The 23,138-nt window shown below is 37.5% G+C and carries 18 protein-coding genes and 1 rRNA gene; 13 read left to right on the forward strand and 6 right to left on the reverse strand.

Annotation, left to right across the window (positions count from 1 at the left end; all coding sequences use genetic code 11):
• Positions 1–328: 328 nt before the first annotated feature.
• The 3 genes from GX311_01530 to GX311_01540 all read right to left on the reverse strand — a co-directional run bounded on the left by GX311_01530 (position 329) and on the right by GX311_01540 (position 2,792).
• Positions 329–580 carry a DUF2442 domain-containing protein gene (locus GX311_01530; protein NLK15060.1) on the reverse strand — a complete coding sequence of 84 codons (252 nt, stop codon included), beginning with the start codon at positions 578–580 and terminating at the stop codon, positions 329–331.
• Positions 581–1,148: 568 nt separating this feature from the next.
• Positions 1,149–2,180: an NAD-dependent epimerase/dehydratase family protein gene (locus GX311_01535; protein NLK15061.1), complete on the reverse strand. Its 1,032-nt coding sequence runs from the start codon at positions 2,178–2,180 to the stop codon at positions 1,149–1,151.
• 396 nt (positions 2,181–2,576) lie between these two features.
• Positions 2,577–2,792: a hypothetical protein gene (locus GX311_01540; GenBank protein NLK15062.1), complete on the reverse strand. Its 216-nt coding sequence runs from the start codon at positions 2,790–2,792 to the stop codon at positions 2,577–2,579.
• A gap of 334 nt (positions 2,793–3,126) precedes the next feature.
• Here GX311_01540 and fabG point away from each other — a divergent pair, with 334 nt between their 5' ends.
• From fabG to GX311_01585, 9 genes are all read left to right on the forward strand, one after another.
• The gene (gene fabG / locus GX311_01545; protein NLK15063.1) at positions 3,127–3,870 is read left to right on the forward strand and encodes a 3-oxoacyl-ACP reductase FabG; all 744 of its coding nucleotides are present in this window, start codon (positions 3,127–3,129) and stop codon (positions 3,868–3,870) included.
• Positions 3,871–3,881: 11 nt separating this feature from the next.
• A complete protein-coding gene (locus GX311_01550; protein NLK15064.1) occupies positions 3,882–5,429 on the forward strand; it encodes a sodium:solute symporter in 1,548 nt (515 codons plus the stop codon).
• A gap of 31 nt (positions 5,430–5,460) precedes the next feature.
• Entirely contained in the window at positions 5,461–6,771 is a 1,311-nt protein-coding gene (locus GX311_01555) for a 4-hydroxybutyrate--acetyl-CoA CoA transferase (GenBank protein NLK15065.1), read from the forward strand.
• A 51-nt stretch (positions 6,772–6,822) separates the two neighbouring features.
• Positions 6,823–7,830 carry a ketoacyl-ACP synthase III gene (locus tag GX311_01560; protein ID NLK15066.1) on the forward strand — a complete coding sequence of 336 codons (1,008 nt, stop codon included), beginning with the start codon at positions 6,823–6,825 and terminating at the stop codon, positions 7,828–7,830.
• Between the two features lie 92 nt (positions 7,831–7,922).
• Positions 7,923–8,936, forward strand: coding sequence for a 3-oxoacyl-ACP synthase (locus GX311_01565; protein ID NLK15067.1), 1,014 nt, complete (start codon positions 7,923–7,925; stop codon positions 8,934–8,936).
• Between the two features lie 181 nt (positions 8,937–9,117).
• Positions 9,118–9,627 (forward strand): hypothetical protein, encoded by a 510-nt coding sequence (locus tag GX311_01570; protein ID NLK15068.1) that lies wholly within the window; start codon positions 9,118–9,120, stop codon positions 9,625–9,627.
• A 114-nt stretch (positions 9,628–9,741) separates the two neighbouring features.
• The gene (locus GX311_01575; GenBank protein ID NLK15069.1) at positions 9,742–11,325 is read left to right on the forward strand and encodes a hypothetical protein; all 1,584 of its coding nucleotides are present in this window, start codon (positions 9,742–9,744) and stop codon (positions 11,323–11,325) included.
• 23 nt (positions 11,326–11,348) lie between these two features.
• Positions 11,349–12,305, forward strand: a complete 957-nt coding sequence (locus GX311_01580; GenBank protein NLK15070.1) for an alpha/beta hydrolase — start codon at positions 11,349–11,351, stop codon at positions 12,303–12,305.
• Positions 12,306–12,394: 89 nt separating this feature from the next.
• Positions 12,395–13,819: a hypothetical protein gene (locus GX311_01585; protein ID NLK15071.1), complete on the forward strand. Its 1,425-nt coding sequence runs from the start codon at positions 12,395–12,397 to the stop codon at positions 13,817–13,819.
• A gap of 220 nt (positions 13,820–14,039) precedes the next feature.
• Here the strand turns inward: GX311_01585 and cls are convergent, their stop codons facing one another.
• Positions 14,040–15,464 carry a cardiolipin synthase gene (gene cls / locus GX311_01590; protein ID NLK15072.1) on the reverse strand — a complete coding sequence of 475 codons (1,425 nt, stop codon included), beginning with the start codon at positions 15,462–15,464 and terminating at the stop codon, positions 14,040–14,042.
• 323 nt (positions 15,465–15,787) lie between these two features.
• On the opposite strand from cls, the gene GX311_01595 reads away from it, so the two are divergent.
• Entirely contained in the window at positions 15,788–17,851 is a 2,064-nt protein-coding gene (locus GX311_01595; protein ID NLK15073.1) for a hypothetical protein, read from the forward strand.
• A 158-nt stretch (positions 17,852–18,009) separates the two neighbouring features.
• Positions 18,010–19,038, forward strand: coding sequence for an endonuclease/exonuclease/phosphatase (locus GX311_01600; protein NLK15074.1), 1,029 nt, complete (start codon positions 18,010–18,012; stop codon positions 19,036–19,038).
• An 83-nt stretch (positions 19,039–19,121) separates the two neighbouring features.
• Here GX311_01600 and GX311_01605 read toward each other — a convergent pair whose 3' ends face one another.
• Positions 19,122–20,351: an FtsX-like permease family protein gene (locus GX311_01605; protein NLK15075.1), complete on the reverse strand. Its 1,230-nt coding sequence runs from the start codon at positions 20,349–20,351 to the stop codon at positions 19,122–19,124.
• 3 nt (positions 20,352–20,354) lie between these two features.
• Positions 20,355–20,708, reverse strand: a complete 354-nt coding sequence (gene rbfA / locus GX311_01610) for a 30S ribosome-binding factor RbfA (GenBank protein ID NLK15076.1) — start codon at positions 20,706–20,708, stop codon at positions 20,355–20,357.
• Between the two features lie 148 nt (positions 20,709–20,856).
• Here rbfA and GX311_01615 point away from each other — a divergent pair, with 148 nt between their 5' ends.
• Together GX311_01615 and GX311_01620 are read left to right on the forward strand one after the other, a co-directional pair.
• Positions 20,857–22,299, forward strand: coding sequence for a hypothetical protein (locus tag GX311_01615; GenBank protein NLK15077.1), 1,443 nt, complete (start codon positions 20,857–20,859; stop codon positions 22,297–22,299).
• 456 nt (positions 22,300–22,755) lie between these two features.
• Positions 22,756–23,138, forward strand: a 16S ribosomal RNA gene (locus GX311_01620); the annotation flags it as partial.

Consider the following 23,138-nt stretch of genomic DNA (forward strand, 5'->3'; position numbering starts at 1 on the left):
ATTTAGGCTGTTTTAGATCCTAAAGATACAAATTTCTGAAAGCAATTCACAACAAGATTGTACATACCTTTAGCGCCTGTTTTGCTGTTTTAGATCCTAAAGATACAAATTTCTGAAAGCAATTCACAACAACTGCGCCGCAATCTCTTTTATATGCTTTGCTGTTTTAGATCCTAAAGATACAAATTTCTGAAAGCAATTCACAACTCAACCAAAATATGAAAGTTATGAAAAGTTACAATTTCGGAGTAAAAGTAAAACAGGTTAAAATTGTGGTTGTGGATTTACTCTTTGCAATTGGCAATTACTACCTTTACATTGCTATTTACTAATCGAAAATCGTAAACTCATCGTTAATAATGCTTTGGGGGTTAATGTCAAAATCATTATCTCCCCAACAAGGAGAACCCTGACTATCAATGTAAACCTGACTGAAAAGGCTAACATCTAAATACTTTTTGATTAATGGGTGCGTAGTTGATTTTAAAAATTTTTCTAAATCAATTATCTTTTTAACCCCATTATCGAAAACGACCTCTAACTGATAGCCGTTTAAATGCTTAATCGAATCTATTCTCATTTTTTAACGGATTTTTGATTGTTTGTTTTGTAACCTTGATTTTTTCAAATAAAATACTGCTCCCAGCGATAAACAATTTCCATCTTGTAAATTTCGATAAATTATTTTAGCTGCTTTAATTTGGCTTCTGGAAATTTGCCCTTAACAGGAACGTAAGTTGTACGATATATTTTACCATCGTTGGCTGTTTCAGATTATAAAGATACAAATTTCCGAAATCAATTCACAACCCTTATTAATTATCAACTAACGAGTTGTATCATCAATTAGTGATACTTTCATGATTTTCTTGCAGGATTTTGAAAATCTATTGTTATATTTGCTCAACTCTTGATTTGTTGTTCAAGATTGGTGAGAACGGTTTGCCATTTGTCTAACAGGTCAAGAGTTTTTATTTTATCGCTCCGCAATAATAGTTCCGTTATCTTTTTGCTAGATTTTGAAAAATAAATGTTATATTTGCATATCTCTTGATTTGTTGAGCGACGTTGGCGCATATAGAGCGCCATTTTCTCAAAAGATCAAGAGATTTTTTATCTCTCTACTACAACAGCAATAACAATCTTAGTCACGGTTTAATCGAAAACCGCAAACTCTCTTCAACAGAAGTAAACTGAAAATCAAGCATTTGTCGAACCTTCTTGTTCGAATACTTCGACTTATTGAAAATAAACATCATATTCGAGAATGAGATAAAAGCCCCTTTACCTATTAGAAAGCCAAAGAGCAAAATAAAAGGGTAGGAGAGGTAGTTCATCCACGGGTAGATAGGAATAAATGGTTTTCGCTTTTCAAGAAGTTCTGCCATAATTTCAAATGCTTGCCTGAACGTTATATCTTCGGAATTTGCAATAAAACGTTCGCCGTTCAAATCTGTTTCGAGCATTAGCTTAATCATAATTTTTGCAACATCGCGTGCGTCAACGTATCCAATCATTCCGTTGGTGTAAAATGGAAGCCCTTTGCTAACTAAACTAATAATCTGTCCACCAATGCCATCAAGCTGGTCGGGACCGAGAATAATTGAGGGACATACTATATTTAGCCTTATACCATGTTCCATGGCGCGCATAACTTCAACTTCGCCACGATGTTTGCTAATTGCGTATGCACCTTGACCTTTGTCACCTTCCCAAGCGCATGTTTCATCAATGGCTTCTCCATTTTTAGCCTTTCCAAGTGCGGCAATTGAGCTGACGTAGCAAATCTCTTTTACACCGTTTGCTATGCAGGCGTCAACAAGGTTGGCTGTTCCCTGTTGGTTTGTGTGTATAATCTCTTTAGAGTTTTTTGGACTGAACGACACCATAGCGCCGGCGTGAAAAACTAACCGAATATTGCGCGTTGCGTTCAGCATCTGCTCTGCGTTTAGCAAATCGGCTTCAACCCACTCAATTCTGTTAAACTGCTCAACTGGGTTTTCTGCCGAGCGTTCAAAAACCTTGTGAATCAGCTTAAAAGAGGAGGTTGGACGTTTTGTGGCTCTAACGGAAAATCCTTTGCGTGTAAGCTGTTCAAGCACGTTGGCACCAAGCATACCCGTGCCGCCTGTAACCAAAATTGATGTTGATTGCTTGTCAGAGTTTTTATTGTGAGGCATATATTTGTGTTAATATTAAAATTCCATCTACACACAAAGTTATTTGGTTTGAGTATGTATCTGTTAAAAGCCTTTATAAAACAAGAAAGGACGTTTCCCGCCGAACAATGACCGTTTTAAGACAGTCCAGGCTCTTTACGTCCAAAACGAGTGGGGCAATCCTTTCTTAAACAAAAATATACAATATTTTTTAAAGTGCAAAACCGTTTCAACTTTGATAGGCTTTTATTATCGGTTTTCTTTTTGTATCTTTGAATTTGAATTCTAAGTTAGGGCTAATTGATAGGGTTTTATATCTCGGCTTAGGATAGTTAGCCGTTTCTAACAGTGCCGTTAATGCCTTTTATAGGCGTACCTTTGATAGATATAACAACCCCACTTAGGATTCTTTTTATTTTATGAAGTTTTACCTGTATCTCTCTTTAGCTTTTTCATTATCCTATCCTCAGGAACAAATTTAGATTTTTTGCCCTCTTCCATTGCTTTAAGCAATTCGGCTTCTTCTATTTCATTGTTTGACAATGTTTTATACGACAATCCAATTCGTTTTGCCAAATCTATAAGCAATTTTATATCAGCCTTATTTGTCGATGTTATTACAATTCCGTACATGGTTTTAATAGTTTAAAAAACAACTGTGTAAAACTAAAAAAAAGTTTTAGTATTTATTCAATCGGTATTACCATAGATTACTCAATCAAGTCCATGATACTTTATTTTTACTTAATCTACTGTATATTAGTTATTTATTTTATAATAAATGTAAAAATGCAGCAATTGTCAACCCAATGTAATTAAAAACAACCTTTGAAACACTTTTTTTAATCCATAAATTTGACAAAAAGGGTAGATTATAAGAACTTTATAAAAATAAATTAAACATTTAACTAATTAATCTTTTGCCTTATAGCAATCCTTTAGAGACTATAGGCAAGTAAATTATTTTATCATGAAACTTAAAAATAAAATTGCGATTATTACAGGCGGTGCTGACGGAATTGGAAAAGCGACCGCCATTCGTTTTGCGCAAGAAGGCGCAGTAGTTGTAATCTGGGACCTTAATGAAGAAAAAGGTAACGAAACCGTAAAACTTATTAAAGATGCTGGTGGCAAAGCGACTTTTGCAAAAGTGAATACTGCTGTTTACGCAGAAGTTGAAGCAGCTACAAAAAAGGTTGTTGACCAATTCGGGAAATTGGATATTATTATCAACAATGCTGGAATTACCCGCGACAGCACCATTAAGAAAATGACTCCTGAAACCTGGCAACAGGTTATTGATGTGAACCTTACAGGTGTTTTCAACTGTTGTAAATGTGCATCGGATGTAATGGTGGAAAAAGGTTGGGGAAGAATTATCAACGCTTCATCTGTGGTGGCTCTTTACGGAAACTTTGGACAGACAAACTATGTGGCAACCAAGTCAGGATTGATTGGTATGACCAAAACCTTGGCTCGTGAACTAGGTCGTAAAGGTGTAACTGTTAACGCTGTAGCACCTGGATTTATAGCAACCGAAATGGTTAAAAAAATGCCTGCCGAAGTATTGAAATCAATGGAAGACAAAGTGCCTTTGAAACGCCTTGGTCAACCCGAAGAGATTGCGGCAGCTTATCTGTTCCTTGCAAGCGACGACGCAGCTTACATCAACGGAACTGTTTTGAGTGTTGATGGTGGTATAACTGTTTAAAACTAAAGTCTATGGCAACATCAGCACAAGTTATTGGAGCATCCATACTCTTTGCGGTTTATGTGGTGTTCGTACTCTACTTCGTTATTAAAGGTGCGCGTGGTACGAAAAGCATCAAAGACTACGCGGTTGGGAGTTTTACGTTTTCGCCTGTTTACGTAGCGTTGTCATTGGCTGCAGCCATGACAAGTGCTGCTACTTTCGTGATAAATCCCGGATTGATAGCCACTTACGGTATAAGTGCCTATATCTCGTACGGATTAGTGTTTCCGTTTGCATCACTGGCATCGTTGGTTATTCTCACAAAAAGTTTCAGAAAATATGGTCAGTCAGTAAATGCGCTAACCTTGTCGAGCTGGGTAGGAAACAGATATAACAGTAAAGGATACGCACTGTTTATCGCTATACTTACAGTTCTGCTGTTGACATTTCTTGTGTTGATTTTGGTTGCTTTGGTAAAGGTAGTCGCACAAGCATTGAATGCCAATCAGATTGTAGTTCTTGCTGTCGTGGTTATCTTTACATTTGGTTATATGATGTTTGGCGGAGCTAACTCCATGGTTTATACCAATGTAATTCAGGCTTCGCTAATGATTTTGGTAGCACTTATTTTACTTGGTTCAGGAATACAATTTTTTAAAGACGGATTTTTCGGGTTCTTTGAAAAGTTAAAGATAATTGATCCACAATTAGTAAAGTTCCCGAATGAGCAAAGTCCGCTCTTCCGTGATTTCTTTGAAATAGTTATTGCACAATTAGTTGTAGGAGCAGCAGTAGTAGCCCAACCACACATCATTACCAAATCTTTGTTACTAAAAAAAGAAAGAGACGTAAATAAATTCCTAATAGTCTCGGTTATTGTTCAATTTTTATTCTTTTCGGTGGTATTTGTAGGATTGTTTGCACGTTTACTTTTCCCTGATTTAACATTAAATGGAGAGCCTATCAATGTGGATAGTGTTATACCCAATTATGTAATTACTGTTTTCTCAGGTGGATTTGGTTCGTTGTTGGTTGGACTTTTGGTAATTTTGGGACTAATTAGTGCAGGTTTTTCAACTATCGAGGGGCTGATTCAATCGTTAAGTACGACAATAACAACTGACCTTATCAAACCACTTTTTGGGAAGTCGATAAAAAACGAAAACAGCTATATTGCCATTAATCGAGTAGTAATAGCCGTAATGGCAGCGGTAGCGTTTCTAATGTCAAGAGAGCAGATTCTCAATCCCAATGTGAGCGTGGCTATTTTTGCTCAAAACGGAACATACTCCTACTTTTCGATATTAATAGTACCGTTAGTGTTTGGAATTTTCTTGAAAAACGTGAAGAAGAAGTCTGCACTTTCAGGCTCAATAACTGCTCTTGTAGTCTATTTTGTAGTCTATTACCTGCTTCCTTATCTATATAAGTCAGGTATTGCCAGCTTTGGTTTTGCTAATCGTTATTTTGGCGACCAAGTGCAAAATCCGGGTATTGCAGCCGCCATCGCTATAATAGCAGCATTTGTTGTGGGGCTTAGTGTCCATTTTCTCAGCAGAAATAAAGTGAAAGCTTAGTGAAGTATCAAATTTAAAATTTAAATATACTATGTCAAAATTCAAAGAAATATATAAAAGTAAATTAATTCCACTTGAAAAAATGCCCGATCTGCTCCAAAGTGATTCAGATGTGATTGTGGCGCAGTGCGCTTCTGAGCCACAGGGATGTATGTCGGTATTCCATTTGGCAAAAGAGCGTGTAAAAGATGTAAAAGTATTTTCTGTACTTACTTTGAAACCCTATGAATTCTACATGAAACCTGAAATGAAAGGACATTTTGAACTTTGTAGCTGGTTTCATGCGCCCGGTTCGCGTAAAGCGATAAAGGAGAAGACGGGAACTGTTACTTATGTCCCTAATATGCTTCACAATGCAGCGTCTGACAGGATGAAAGTGCGCCGTCCGCATATGTTTGTGGGTACTTGCACACCGCCCGACGAGAAAGGGTTTGTTTCACTTTCGTTGGGAATAACGTATGAAAAAGACATCTTAGAAGTAGCGGAAGTCGTTGTGTTAGAGGTAAATGACAAACTGCCTAGAACATTTGGAGATACCCAAGTGCATGTTTCGGAAGTAGATTATTTTGTAGAATATTCTCAAAATCCGCCTGCAATACCCGAACCTCAACCTGATGAAGCAGCAATGAAAATTGGAAAACATATCGCCGATTTGATTGAAGACGGCTCGACTATTCAACTTGGAATTGGAGAAATCCCAAATGCTGCTGCACTGATGCTGAGAAGCAAGAAAGATCTGGGTGTTCATACCGAAATGATGGTGGATAGCATGATGGAGCTGTACGATATGGGTGTTATTACCAATAAGAAGAAGAGCTTACATAAGGGAAAGTTTATCTGTACGTTTGCCATGGGAAGTGAAAAACTTTATGAGTGGTTGGATAATAATCCGGCAGTAGAGTTTCTACGTGGCTCGTATGTAAATGACCCCTCTGTAGTTCGTCAAAACTCGAAAATGGTTTCCATTAACACTTGCATGATGATTGATTTTACCGGTCAGGTTGCGAGCGAAGGTATTGGTACACAGCAATATTCGGGAACCGGAGGACAGAGTGATACCGCTGTTGGAGCTATCGAAGGTTTAGATGGAAAAGGAAAATCCATAATCGCCTGCCGTTCAACTGCTAAAGGCGGAACAATCTCTACAATTGTTCCTGTATTGCCCCCGGGAACGGGAGTTACGCTTCATCGCAGCAATACAGATTACGTTGTAACTGAATACGGAAGTGTAAGACTAACAGGTCGCACCGTTCGCGAACGTACCGAACTGCTGATTTCCATTGCTCATCCCGATTTTAGAGAAGAGCTTAGAAAGCAAGCCGAAGAGATTGGATATTTATAATACTGATGTAAAGTAAATAATTTAAAATTCGTAATTCGTAAATCAAATATTATGTTACCAATAAAAATAGTTGCTACCGGGCTGTATGCACCGGGCGAGCCAATAGGAAATGAAGAATTGAAAAAGTTGGCAAGAATTGAGTTTAATCACGAAAAAACTGAAGAAAAAATCGGAATCAAGCAACGCCATATTGCCCATTTCAGAAACCTGAATGAAACTACGGCTGATTTTGTAACCAAATCAGCGGAAGATGCCTTGAAAAACGGGAGTATATCAGCAAATGATATAGGTCTGTTTATCGTGGCAACCGACACGCCTGAATATATTACTCCGGCAACAGCCATTATCCAGCAAGGCAGGATACAGAAAGGAGAAAAATGGAGTATGTCTTTTGATGTTTCAGCATCGTGTGCGAGTTTCACAATGGCTTTTGATGCTGCTTCGCGGATTCTTGCAAACAATCCTAAAATTAAATATGCAATGGTAACCGGAGTCTATAATATGCCTGCATTTATCCGTCCGGGAGATACGTTTTCTTATCCGATTTTTGCCGATGGAGCAGCCTCTTTTATTCTTACAAAAGATGATACGGGAAAATCAGGCTATATCGGTAACCAGATGTTAACCGATGGAACTCAGTTTGATTTTATAGGTATCTATGCTGGCGGTTCTAAAATGCCGGTAACCAAAGAGGTTTTGGAAGAGGAGAAAAACGGTCTTCTAAGTCTAAAACCAATGCCGGGCGACAGAAACGTGCGACTTTGGCCCATGGTAGTTGATAAACTTCTTGCCGAATACAAAGTTAAAACCGATGAGATTGACCACTATATTTTTACACAAATTAATCGCTCGGTGATTATACAAGTAATGGAAGCCATCAATCAACCCGTAGATAAAGCTATGATGATAATGGACAGATACGGCTACACTGGCTCTGGCTGTGTGCCAATGGCAATGCACGAAGGCATTAAATCAGGTAAAATCAAACGTGGAGATACAGTACTATTTATGGCATCAGGTGCAGGCCTGTCTGTAGGAAGTAACTTGTTGGTTTATTAGAAGTTATACTCAACGACAAATTACAAGTTGTAATACGTAACTTGTAACTTATAACTCGTAATTTGTAATTCGTAACTCGTAAATAAAAAGATATGGTAAATGTAGGAATAGTAGGAACCGGAATTTACATGCCGGAAACAAAGATGACTGCTAAACAGATTTCAGAAGCCACAAAAGGCGTATGGAGTGAAGAGGCAGTGATAGAAAAATTAGGAATTGTTGAAAAAACAGTTGCCGGTCCAGATGATGGCACGCAGGAAATGGGTGTACGTGCTGCATTGGATTGTCTAAAAAACACAGGTGTAGATCCTATGGAGATAGATCTGATTCTCTGTATTGGTGAGGAATGGAAAGAGTATCCGTTAACCACATCGGGAATTTATATTCAGGAGAAAATAGGGGCTAATAATGCTTGGGCAATCGACATTCAGCAACGTTGCGGAACAACGGTAGCAGCCATGAAAATAGCCAAAGATATGATGATAGCCGACGAAGAGCTGAAAACAATTATGATTGTTGGCGGTTATAGAAACGGCGATTTCATCGACTTTGAGGATAGTGCTGTTTCGTTTATGTTTAATCTGGGTGCCGGTGCCGGAGCGATGATTTTGAAACGCAACTACGGCAAAAATTTAGTTTTAGGCACGCACATCATCACAGATGGAACAATGGCGCGCGATGCAGGTGTGTTTTATGGAGGAACAGAAAACCCGATAACGGCAGAAAATGCTCATTTGGCTTATAAGTCACTGAAAGTCTTCAATGTAGAACATATGAAAGATCGACTTAACGAAGTTTCAATGGATAATTGGTTTCATTGCATTGATAAAGCATTCGAGAAATCGGGGATTCAGAAAAGCGAACTTGGCTTCCTTTGTTGTCTCCATTTTAAACGCAGTATGTTTGGCTATATGCTGACTGAACTTGGACTGACATGGGAGCAGAGCATCTATCTTGAAAATTACGGGCACATTGGTCAAATAGACCAAATTTTGTTACTCCATTTAGCACAGGAGAGAAATTTGCTGAAACCCGGAACGGTGATTTCTATGATAGCAGCAGGAATTGGGTATGCTTGGGGAGCTAATGTTATTCGATGGGGATAAGGAACGGTCAGACATACAACTGTTATTTTTAATTAATTGTGTATCAATGTTATATGTAAAAATAACGAGAAAATCATATAAAAGTCAACCCTATTATTTTTAATGTGCTCTTTTTTTTCAATTACTAATTATTTAAATTTGTGTTTATAATGAGAATATTAACTATTTAATTTTAGAGATTATGAGAAAACTATTTTTTGTTTTAATCGCAGTAGCAACATTATCTTTTGTTGCATGTGAAAAAGAGAAAAGTGAAGTAGATGGCACTAACAATCAGACATCAGTCGGAATTGTTGGAAACTGGCTGTCAGCAGGTGATAACGTAGCTCCATTGTTGGTAACATATTTCCAGGTGGATAGTATCACAGCAGAATTCAAAAGTAATAACACCTATGATGTAACATCTTATTCTGGTGGTGTACCAACAGCTTATGTGGGTAATTACGTTCAGGAAAAGTCTGGAACAGGAAATATTTGGAAAATCACATTGAACCAATCTACTCCTACAGCTGTAACCAGCGAAGGTATTTTTGAAATTACCAAAGAAGGTACAAATTACACCATGAAGTATGAAGTTGTACAAACTGAACCTAACATTGGCTCAACTCCTCCTACACCAGAAGGAGGTTTCGGAAGTACTAACGGTGGTGCAATAGGAGATATTAACATTCAAAAATTTGTAAAAAGGTAACATTGCGTTATTTATTTAAAAAGGTCAGGAGAAAAAAGGTTATCCCTGACCTTTTTAATTTAATGAATTAGTTATCATTATTTCTTGTTTTTTTTAATGACAAAATTTAACAAAATGAAGAAAATATCATTGCTTCTTTTTTCAGCCTTTATCTCTTTTTCTGTTTTGGCGCAATTGCCAAGCAATCAGTATTTCACAAAAGAGATACCTGAAAAAGCAAATAAAGAGTTCCAGTTTATTGGCTTCTATATTAATCAAGCGGTTACATCTAATATTTATCCCGAGAATGACTTTCTGAAAGGTCAGACGGTGGGACGTTTATTTGGTGGAAATACTACTACTACGTCAAACGAGCGAACGAGTGCTTATGTCGAGCAACGCCTTATTCCGTTTTTTATTTATAAACCAAATCTTTTCAACGGGAAAGCAATATTGAGAGCGGCATTTGAACTCGACTGGACGTGGGGCGACGTGGCTTACGGAGTGGGTGGTAACTTCGGTGGAGGTTTTTCGGCTGACCAAGTCAACCTGCAAACACAAAACATAGAATTGGAGCTTAATCCCGCTAAAGGTTATTATATAAACTTAGGGTTACTAAGAATTTTTGACACTCCTTACAATCCTTACACTACAACAGTCGATAAAATGTCCATAACAGGCTATCGGTTAGCCTATTTTGGAACAGATGGTGTTGGAATTTCAGCTCGCAAAGACTGGGATTTTTCACGCATAAAGGCAGGTTATTATAAATTGTATGAAAATTACATTCAATTAGATGACGATGTAACATTGATGGAGTTGAACGGCGAAAAAGATGTGAGCCGCGCATGGAAAGTGGGAGGTTCAGCTTACTATTTGCGTGACCGTGGAAACGGTGCAGGTGGTGTTTCTATTCTTGGACAAGGGTTCAATAGCCTTCTGGCGAACCACAACGGAACGTTCCGTTTCAACTATGGAGCATCGCCCTATCGTGCTGATGTGGTATGGTTAGGAACGTTTTTTAATAGAAATGCCGACACATGGCTTGACCCGTGGACTGTAAGCGGTTTCGTAAATGTGAACTTAGGTAAAGCAGATACATTGCAATTGTCAACAGATGAATATGCTAAAGCGACAAGTATATTTGGTTATGCAGCTAACGGACGTGTTTCGTATCGTTACGGACAAACTTCAAATGACAATATTACATTGGATGTGCTTTATACTTCTGGCGATGCTAACGCACTAAAAGATGGAAAATACAGTGGTGTTATTACAGGAAATCAATGGGGAGCACCGGGTGCAATTTTTATTAGCTCGGGTTCTTATATACTGATGCCTCACGGCAATGTGGTAAACCGCTTCACTCCAGCCGTAATGGATATTTCTAATATGGGGTATGGGATGACATATGCTAATTTAAGCGTATCAAGAGGCTTTATTCCCTACAAATTAAATGCAAAATTAGGCGCTTCTGTTGGACAGAGTAATGTTATACCTGAAGGAGGAGGATCATTAATTGGTGCAGAAGTAAATGGAAATATTCAATACAATTTTGGACCATACATGAGTTTAGAACTACATGGCGCATATCTTATGCTGGGAGATTTCTACGACAGCAAGCAGGCTGCTTACGGAAGTGCGATAAACGGCGGAGTTGATACTCGTCCGGTAAATCCATGGACTGCGTTTTTGGTATTCAAATGGTTGATGTTCTAAAATAGGAAAAGGAGAAACAAGATATGAAAATTAAATTATTAAGCTTAATAGTTATGGCTATTGGTTTTGGAGCGTGCTCACCTTACTCTTCACTCAAGGATATTAGCTCTTTTGAAGAGTTAGACTATAAATATCAGGTAAAAAAAGTTTATTTGCCAAAAAATGAATTTACTATCGCATATACTGACGAGGGGAAAGGCAATAATACTATCATTCTTATCCACGGTTTGGGTAGCTATCTTCGTGCTTGGGAGAAAAATATTGACGAATTAAGCAAAACTAACCGTGTAATAGCTATAGACCTTCCAGGCTACGGAAAATCAAGCAAAGAACCTCACAGTGGCATGATGACTTTTTATGCGGGAATTGTGAATGAACTTGTTAAAGAATTGAAATTAGACAAAGTGGTTATCGGCGGTCACTCTATGGGTGGACAAATCGCTATGACAACTTATCTGCAGTATCCTCAAATTGTAAAAGGGCTTGTATTAGCGGCACCTGCTGGCTTTGAGGGTTTTACGAAAGGACAAAAACAGTGGTTCCGCGATGTGATGACTGTAGATGGTGTAAAAGGCACTACCGCAGAAGCCATTCAAAACAACTTAGCAAGCAACTTTTACCGTACTCCAAAAGATGCCGAATTTATGATTACTGAACGAATGCAAATGCGCTCAGCAGAAGATTTTGTACCCTATTGTTACGCAGTAGTGCAGTCTGTTCACGGAATGGTGGGTGAACCTGTGATTGACTATTTACAAGATATTAAAGTCCCGACACTGATATTTTTCGGAGAAAAAGATAATCTTATCCCGAATCGTTATTTGAATCCGGGACCTACGGTGGATATTGCCAACTATGGGGCATCCAAAATTCCAAATAGCAAACTGGTAATGATTCCAAAAACGGGACACTTCTTGATGTTTGAAAAACCTGAAGTGTTCAACAGAGAGACAATTGATTTTTTGAAAGGATTGAAATAGAGTGATGGTTAATAATTAATATCGAAAAAAGCGTGTCATTTTTTTTGACACGCTTTTTTTGTACCTTTAAAGCTCCAAAACAACTTAAAATGCGTCCCAAACTTTCAATATTTACTGATTTTGCCAATACTTTATTCCCGCATGAATTAGAGTATCTGATGGCTGTACAGAATTTCTCTAAACCATTGAATCTAAAAATATTGAAACAAATATACTCCAACAACACATCAAGTAGAAAACAATGGAAACCGTTCGATGAGAGTATTGATAAACGCACATATTCCTACCTGAAAAACTGGATAACAGAAACCTTACTTAAAATTGATGTTGATTATTTTTTCGACTGGCTGATTAAGACTGAGAAAAAAATCTTGACTGATGTGATTGTTCCTTCGGATGAAGCGGTGATTTTGAGCAATATAAATAAAATGCACCCCACGAACTATAATTACATTCGATTCTACGAACTTTTACAGTATTACCGTGATTACTTAATGGTACGGAGTCGTACAAAACACAATAAGGTGGTAACTGGTTTTCTAGAAGTTCATCATGAACAATATTACAAGCTAAAAAATCTGAATATTAAGCTCGATAATGTTACGGCAAGAATTGTGAAAAAAATAGAGTTCAATCCGGAAGAGAAAGAGAATATCGAAAATTTTCTTTCGAAAATATTTTTTGATGAAACGTTGGATGGATACACGAGATACCGAGCAGTGGTTAGGCTCACCATACATTACTATAATAATAGGGAGTTTGACAAGCAAGCTGTTGTGTATCAGCATCTTGATAATTTTTTTAAAACGCCTGTATTTTACTCGAAACGTATTCTGTCAAACTATTACGCTAATCGTACGATGATGCATTCCAAACTACATGAATTGGAAGAAGCGGAAAAATACGGTTATCTTTCCATACAAAACAAGAACAGCGATTACCTTTTTTATCTCATAAATTTGTGTGGGGTACTTTTGAAACAGGGGAAAAATAGTGAAGCTTTGGAGTTAATGCGTAAATCTATTCCTGAGTTGAAAAAAACAAATAATAATTATTATAAAATTGGTTTTGCTTCGTTTTACATACGTACCTTCATTGCCAATAAACAAATTGAAGAAGCGGTATATTATGCTTCTCAATACTTTACAACTTACCGAAAAGAGATTTTTGAGCATCGCTGGCATCTCTACTGTACCACTTATCTTTTCGCATTGATTAATGCCGAAAAATACGGTAAAGTAGTGTCAATCTGCAAGCGTTATAATCTTCTGCAAAAAGAAAAACAGCGTATTGATCGACCTGATTATCTGCCTATTATAGAAAATTATTACTATCTTTCTGAGTATATGGAAGGGAAAATAGATCAGGATAAGTTAATATCATCAATTGTTAAATCTGTAAAACCACTGATGGATAATAGCTATCGTTCACGACGGATGCTGAACATGATTGATAAGTTAGGAGAATTTATATACGATGAAATGCGTAAGGTAAAGACTAAATTATTGGAATAATCAAAGAACACTCTAATTCCCATTAGAGTATGGGAATTTTATTGAGTTTTGAATTTGGGTTAATTTTTTGTGTTGGAATATGCTGTTATACCGATTGGACACACTATAGTCCAAATATCGCCATCACTCTTTTGGACTATGTGTCTGTAACATCGGTATTTACAATTGGTATTAAATAATACCTTGTAAGATTTTTCGTTATAAATTGAATTGATTGTCGTTACATCAGTGGACTGAATAGTCTTGCAAAGGATTCTTTCATTTTCTGTCTCCTCGTACGGTTGTTCCATTCCTCAAGAGTGACTTCTTTGCAATAGTGTAAATCATCAATAAATAGCTGTTTTAGACGAAGTGCAGTCTCTTCTTCATAAATAAATGCATTGGCCTCAAAATACATATCAAAGCTCCGCTCATCAATATTAGCTGAGCCCACAATCGAAAGAAAATCATCGATTACTATTGCTTTACTGTGTAGCATGCCTGCCTGGTATTTGAATACGCGGACTCCCGCTTCCAATACGCCTCCCAGAAAGCTCGAAGCACTCAAGTCTGTGAAGCGTACATCTGATTTTTCCGGAATCATCAGCCATATTTCAGTGCCACTCAATGCAGCCATCTGGATACATCCTTTGACCAACTCATTGGGCATAAAATAGGGTGTATGGATATAAACATATTTTTTTGCTGCCATAATGGAACTGCAGATACCCTGCATAATGCTTTTCCAGTCTGTGTCGGGACCGGATGCAACCATCTGCATAATGTTTTCATCAAACCTTGGTGGCTCAGGGAAGTATCTTTCATCACTAATAAGCTCTTTTTTAACGAAATACCAGTCGACCAAAAATAACTTTTGAATCCCGTGTACCCCGGGACCCTCTATTCTGACCATTGTATCGCGCCACTTACCTAACTTGTCACCGTAAATATACCTGTCGCCGATGTTAACTCCTCCTGTAAATCCTATTTTCCCGTCAATAACAATCAGCTTTCGGTGGTTTCTGTAATTGACTTTACTTCGTCCTAATCTCAGTCTTAAAGGCAAAAAAGGTTTTACATCCACGCCTGCTTCCCGTAATGTGCGCAAATAGTTTCTGGAAAGTTTTAGGCTACCAAAGGAATCGTATATCATTCTGACACATACACCCTCTTTGGATTTTTCTATTAACAATTCTCGCAGTTTATTTGATATGGTATCATCTTCGAAAATGAAAAACTCCATATGAACATGATCTTTGGCGTTGCGAATGGCTTCAAACATGGAGTCAAAAATGTTCTCTCCCTCAGCGTACACATCAATTTTATTGTGCGTATAGGCATCTGCTTCGCTGTTGTTTTTCAGCATTTTGATGAGCTTCAAGAATTTGATTTCTATCCCGCTGTTAACTATTTCGTTAATGTCTATCGCTGCGCAAGGACGCTGACTAATTCGTTGGATACTTTTTTGAGAAATCATTTTCCGTTTGCGGTAATCCTGCCCTATTAGTAAATAGAGAATAAGTCCTAAAAAAGGAATAAAAATAAGTATAGTCAACCACGCAATTGATTTTAAGGGATTGCGATTTTCTAATAAAATCACTGAAATCGTGGACAATATTAAGTATATGTAAAATATAATTAATAAGGTTTCTAGAATATTGTTCATGGGGCTTATTTTATATTAAATTTTTTTCAGAGGAAGATTCAACTAGCAAATGCAATTTTTTATTTACAAATTTATAGAAAACTTTGAATAGTTTTTGATAATTTAGATTTTTTACTGGCTATTTCTGCATTGCAACCTACTCTTTTTCGTAAGAAGGAAATTACGTATCTTTGTTATTTGGATAGGACATATATTCAATTTTATGGAAGTGGGAATATACCACGTTTACCCATCCAGCATAAGGAGAAATAGGAAAGTTTTCTTCACAGCAAATAGCGTTTACTAATAGAATTTACATAACATATAATTTAAAACAAATATCAATGAAAAAAACAATTTATTTTCTAATAGCTTTGTTTACAATGGCTTTTATAGTTAGTTGTAATACAAAAAGTAACGAAACAATGGATAAAAAAGATTTTATTCAAGCAAGTACGGTGGAGCGAGTGACTCAAACTCTTTTGAAATCGCATGGCGATGCCTGTAAATTTAGAGTTGAAAAAGGTATTTCCCAAGTTGCTGACCTTTGGATAGAGTCTGACGGCTCGGAAGCTGACTTTGAGGAGTTTTGCAGGACCTATTTTGTGGCAGATCCCGCCGAGTTAGACAAGTTGTACAACAGATTAGAGCGTAACTTTGAGATTATCAGCGGTAAACTGCATCAGGTAGATGTGCTGTTAAAAGAGCCAGTGCAGATGACCGGAATAGAGAGTTCGCCCGTAGATGTGCTGTTTGCAGGATACGACATATCTGCGCACGTCAGTGAAGATTTTTATAATAATAAAATCGCATTGATTACAGCATTAAACTTTCCGTTCTATTCACTTGAAGAGAAGACTACACTTGGAGAAAATTGGACACGTAAGCAGTGGGCATTTGCGCGTATGGGAGACCAATATATTTCACGCATTCCTGCATCAATTATTCAAGAAGCATCTCAAACGCTTTCAGATGCAGACAATTACATCTCAGCTTACAATATTTTTATGGGAAATCTGCTAAACGAAGAAGGTAAAATGTTGTTTCCTGCTGATATGAAGCTTATTACCCACTGGGGATTACGCGATGAGTTGAAATCCAACTATGCCGATGCTGAAAACGGATTGGAAAAACAGGAGATGATCTACACTGTAATGAAGCGTATCATAGACCAATCTATTCCAAGTCAGGTGATTAACAGCGGAGAGTTTATGTGGAATCCGATTTCCAATAAAATTTATCAAAATGGTGAAGAGGTACAGGCAACTCCCGAAGCTGATGTACGATATGAAACACTGCTGAAAAACTTCAAGGTAACAAAGGCTTATGATACCTATTCGTCACATTATCCGAATGCTATATCACGTAATTTCGACCGAACGACTGAAATTCCGGTAGATGACGTGAAAAAACTCTTTACAACGTTGCTCTCTTCTCCGCAGGTAAAAGAGGTGGCAACTATTATCAAAAGCAGATTAGGACGCGATTTGCGACCATACGATATTTGGTACAATGGCTTTAAAGCTCGCGGTACAATGTCGGAAGAGGAGTTAAATAAAATTACTTCGAAGAAATATCCCACGCCGATGGCACTCGAAAAAGACCTGCCAAATATTTTAGTAAAATTGGGCTGGAAACCCGAAAAAGCCAAAGAGATAGCCAATTTGGTACAAGTCGATCCTTCTGTTGGTGCAGGACACGCTTGGGGTGCGGTAATGCGTGGAGATAAAGCTCGCTTGCGTACCCGAATTGGCGAAAATGGTATGGATTATAAAGGTTATAATATTGCTGTACACGAGTTTGGACATAACGTAGAACAGACTATCACGCTCTACGATGTGGATTACTGGATGTTAAATGGAGTGCCCAATACGGCATTTACCGAAGCGGTGGCGTTTGTGTTCCAAAAACGTGATATGGAGTTACTCGGTTTTGAGGATGTTAATTCTGATGCAGACGCTTATTTGGCATTGGATAATTTCTGGTCATGCTACGAGATAATGGGCGTTGCTCTTGTCGATATTGCTGCTTGGGAGTGGATGTATGCCAATCCTAACGTTACTCCTGCACAGTTGAAAGAAGCCGTTATCAATGAGGCTAAAAAGGTGTGGAACGAGTATTATGCCGGTATCCTCGGCGATAAAGATGAGCCTATTTTGGGGATCTATTCACATATGATTGATTATCCGCTCTATTTATCGAACTATCCGATTGGGCATCTGATTTCGTTTCAAGTAGAGCAAGCCATGAAAGGCAAAAATATGGCTGACGAAATACAAAGGATGTACACACAAGGACGTATTGTTCCACAACTTTGGATGAAAAATGCTGTGGGTACGGAAATTTCTACTGAGCCGTTGCTGAAGGCTGTGGATGAGGCGATAGCAAAATTAGGAAGTTCGAAATGATAGGCATGAAGATTTGATATTGTGAACACTCCCGATAACTCGGGAGTTCGTTCACTTATTCAAAATTGCAACTTTACAATAGTTCCTTTTCTATAAAATGTTGCAATCGGTACAATAACATACAAACGCAGTTTAACTTTTTAATCCAAACACAACAAATGCAGTCAAGGAACACAAATAAGAAACAACGCTCTTTAGGGCTTAAGGTCTTGATTTTAACATCATTACTGGTAATTTTTATTATTATTGCTTTTCTGGGATTTTTCTTTTGGGCAAAATCCAGCACAATTGAGCAATCGGAGTATAATACTCTATATCAGGCATCTGGAATGCACGGCGAGACACAAACAGATAGCGTTTTGGTCGTAGCCACGTACAATATTGGTTACCTGTCGGGTATGACCAACAATCTTCCCGTGCGCCCCACACGTGACTTCTATTTAAACAATGAAAAGCGAGTTATACAAGCACTAAGCGAATTAGACGCTGATATTATTGGTTTTCAGGAAATTGACTTTGATAGTCGCCGTTCGTATTACACCAATCAAGCTACAATGATATGCGACTCGTTGTTTGCCTATGGTGCTTTTGCCGTCAACTGGGATAAGCGTTATGTGCCTTTCCCTTTTTTGCCTTTCAAAGTGCATTTTGGCAAAATGCTTTCGGGGCAAGCTGTTATGAGCAAATATTCTATTGCTAACCAACAAGTACACCAATTGGAAAGAGTTCAGAGCAAGCCCTATTTTTACAGAGCTATCTACTTAGATCGCCTGGCGCAGGTGGTTACAATAAATCACCCTGTAAAGCCAATAGTTGTTATTAATCTGCACGCAGAGGCATTTGATGCGCAAACTCGCAGCCGACAGTTAGATGTTGTATATAAGCTGTTTTGGGAGTTAGAAAAGGATTTTGCTGTAATTCTCTTGGGCGATTTCAATTCCGACCCCAAAGTTGCTGATGCTGAAATAAATATCTTTCTAAACGATAATAGATTGGTTGCCTGTGCATTCGACACAAATAACGTAATGTCTGCACACAACACATTCCCGTTCGACAATCCCAACGAACGCTTAGATTACATCTTTTTCAACTCACAACGTTTCGAGCTAATAGACTCGCGAATTACCACGGAGTTTGGTGATATATCAGACCATTTGCCTTGTGTTGCTACGTTGAAATTTAAATAGGGGTATTATGGTAGCAAAATATTAACGTGTTATAGGGGATATTTCGTTGTCAATAAACAAATAATAATTGAATAGTTTTCAAATTACCCCATCTGCCTATTACCAAAATATCGTTTAGTAATAAAATAGACAGGATAATACGAGACAAAATATCCAATTGCAATTACTGTGGCAAAAATCATCAGAAAATCTATTCCCATCATTTTTACGGGGTAGGCATCAATAAGTAGTTCTCCCGAAACATTTATTTTTATCAGTTCAAACTGCTGTTGAACCCAACAAATTGTGTATCCGATAGCCATTCCTGCGAGTGCTCCAAACAGTGTAATTAAAAAACCTTCGTACAAAAACACTCGTTTTATTGATTTTAATTCGGCTCCAAGTACCCGAAATGTTTGTGAGTCCTCTTTTTTATCGATAATCAACATCATCAACGAGCCGATTATTGTAAACGAAGCAATTAACAGTATAAATGAAAGAATTGCAAATATTATCCATTTTTCGGCTTGCGTGACTTTGTACAGAAACTCGTGTTGCTCTATCCGTGTTTTTACGGTGTAATCGTTGCCAATAGCAGATTTTATCTCTTTTTGCACATCAGCAATATTGTAGTTATCCTCAACTTTTACCTCAAACGAAGTAACTAAGCTATCAGCCTGAAATAGTTCAGACACATAGGAATATGGCATTATAACATATTTGGAGTCAATATCGCTTTGTATGGCAAATATTCCAGTTGCGAACATATAGTTCGACACAAAGGCATCAGCTACATTTATCTCACGTGATGATGTTTTCTTAGGTGCATAAAAATTCATAGCCTGAATAAAATGTAAGCCCAACCCAATATTATAAGAGAGTTCACGACCAACTACGCAAAAATTAGTAGTGTCGTAAGCAGTGAATATTGATCCATCAATAAGCATTGAGTCAACGCCACTAACGTCCCACCAATCTTTCTCAACTCCCTTTAAACGAGCAGGATGAGTGCGTTCGTCGTATCTAATCAGGGCGTTATCTTCATATATGCGACTAACTTTTTTAACCCCTTCAATACTTGTTAACATCCTATAAGTCTGGTCATAAGCAGGCATTGTTTTGCCTACAGCTCGTTCAATTTTCAAATCGGGGTCAAAGCTCCCGAAAAGAGTTTTAACAAAGTCGTCGAAACCATTAAAAACCGACAGCACAATAACTAAAGCCATTGTTCCAATTGCCACCCCTACAACCGAAATAGTGGTTATAATGTTTACTATATTCTTTCGTTTTCGTGAGAAAAAATAGCGTTTGGCAATAAAAAACTCAAACTTCATGGCTTATTTCTTTAGCAAATCGTCAATTCTTTCGATATAGTCTAAGCTGTCGTCAATAAAAAAAGTTAATTCGGGCACTATTCGCATCTGTTTACCTATTCGTTTCCCAAGTTCATAGCGGATTTTTGAGCTACTTTTAGTAACTTTTTCTAATACAGCCTCTTTGTCTTTGACAGGAAACACACTTAAATAAACCCTTGCTTTACTTAAATCGGGCGTAATGCGAACGGTTGTAACAGTAAACATCACTCCCGGATAAATCTCAGGTCCCATTCGTGAAAAAATCTCGCCTAAATCGCGGGATAATAAACTTCTGATTCTCAATATTCTTTGCGATTCCTGATTGTCTCTTCTCATGTAGTTGTGATTTTTTGTAGCTTTAAATAATCAGCAAATTACTCAATATTTTAATAATACCGTCTGCAAAAATAGAGATAACTTTTTACAATTTTTCTATTACTTAAAAAGAGATTATCTTTATCACTCTAATTTAACCCATTGCTATATGCGAAAGATTGTCATTGCCATATTATCGGTTCTTCTGTTTATATCTGCTGGTTTAGGTATTTACTATTACCATTTTCACAAAACTAAACAGTCATCAGTTTCAATACCAGTTGTTTATACAACTTTACAATGTTCGGCGAGGTCTGATTTTGGTATCCTAACCAACTTATATCAGCCCTTAAATACCTTCTTAGGTGCGATATCAAACAATAAATTTTTAGACAGTTTGTACAATACAACCGATTTTGTTATCGAAATACATTCTAATACCGATAACAATAAACTCTATCCCGTTTTATGGTTTTTAAGGGAAGGTCTGGCTGAGCAATTTAGCAAGGAGTTTTCGCAAAATCTGACAGATAATCAAACGGTATTTGAAATTGTTGACAATGCAAACAATAAATTGTTCTATTATAACACCATGAAATACACGGCAATATCAACTACCGCCGATGTGTTGGAGAAAATACCGGTTACCTATTTGCCTAAACAGCAAGATAACACTTTTACTCAAGACAAAAACTCGTACACTATTAATATATCAGGCGATATTTTCCCAAGATTGGATAATATCAAAGATATTTTACCTCCTTTTACCTCGTTTTATATCCCTATCGACACTTTGACGGGGATAGTTAATGCGTATGATAATAAACTCCTTATGCGTTTCTACTCCATTAATAGTAGCGAACGCATTAATATATGGAAAAACATTTCCCCATCGAACACCCATTTTACAAGATACATACCCAAAGGAGTCGTATATTTCGAGGCGTACAGTTTCAACAGTTTTCCCGATTTGTTTAATCGAATGCAACAATTGCCACCCAAGAAGTCTGATTTAGAGCAATATACAGCACAATATCAGATTTCACCCGCCGACACCATGTCTAATTTTATTGACAGTTGGATATGGACAGGTGCAATCGACTATTTAGAAACAGGTGAATATGAGCCAATTGCAGGCATCTGCGTTTCCGATACCATAAAAAGCAATTTGCTGTTAAATGAGAATACCACCAAATTGGCAGGCGAGAAACTCTCTGTACGCAACTCAAAAAAAACTATTAATATCCGACAATTAACTACCGACAACTATTTCAGGCACATTTTTCCGTCCACTACGGTCGATTCTGATACGGTTTACGTGCTTTCGTACTCCAATCATATTTGGTTAGCGTTGTCCGTAAAAGCCCTTAGACACGCTTGGGGAGCCTATGTCAGCAAATATACCGTTGATATTGATAATAGTTTAATCAACAGTTCATACCATTATTATAGGAATATTAAAAAGTCCAGGGCGTCAATATCGGCAACTGATAACAGTCCGCAAGCACTGTTTCTCAGGAATATTTTTCAAGACAATAAGCAACTAGATCATCTGTTATTTCAGTCTGATTTCTCAATTTCTCCTAGTTCTGGTACATTTATTATATGGTAGATATATAATTATTGCTATTTTTTTCAGGTTGTATTCTTTTGCAAATCAATTAATTGATAAATTTTCTCCCATAAAATTTTCAAAAATTTGTTTCAAAGATTTGTTTAGTAATTAATAAAGTTCTACTTTTGTACCCGCTTTTGAAAGGAGCAATCTTTAAATCGAGGCGAGGAAATTTGATACGAAGAGAGATTTATTAATAATTCAAGATTATTTTCGAAGTATTTTTTAAATAATTTGGATTGTATTGTTAAAAGTTGTTATCTTTGTGTCCGCTTTCTTTAAAAAACAGATATTTATTGTAAGGCAAAATATACGCACTAAGTTTTTCATATAACTTTAGATTTAGTGTGAAGTTCTATGACATCGTTGGAGAAATGTTATTTAGCACCAAAGATTCTTTTGAGAACAATATTATTGTGACTCGATTAAAGGATTGAGTTACAGGAACGAACAATTACAATGGAGAGTTTGATCCTGGCTCAGGATGAACGCTAGCGGTAGGCTTAACACATGCAAGTCGCGGGGCAGCACGGGTAGCAATACTTGGTGGCGACCGGCGGATGGGTGAGTAACGCGTATGCAACCTACCTTATACTGGGGAATAGCTCTCGGAAACGAGGATTAATGTCCCATAGTATTATTTACAGGCATCTGTTTATAATTAAAGCTACGGCGGTATAAGATGGGCATGCGTGCCATTAGGTAGTTGGTAAGGTAACGGCTTACCAAGCCTACGATGGTTAGGGGTTCTGCAAGGAAGGTCCCCCACACTGGAACTGAGACACGGTCCAGACTCCTACGGGAGGCAGCAGTGAGGAATATTGGTCAATGGGCGA

This window comes from Bacteroidales bacterium (assembly GCA_012519055.1).
Classification (GTDB): Bacteria; Bacteroidota; Bacteroidia; order Bacteroidales; family Salinivirgaceae; genus JAAYQU01.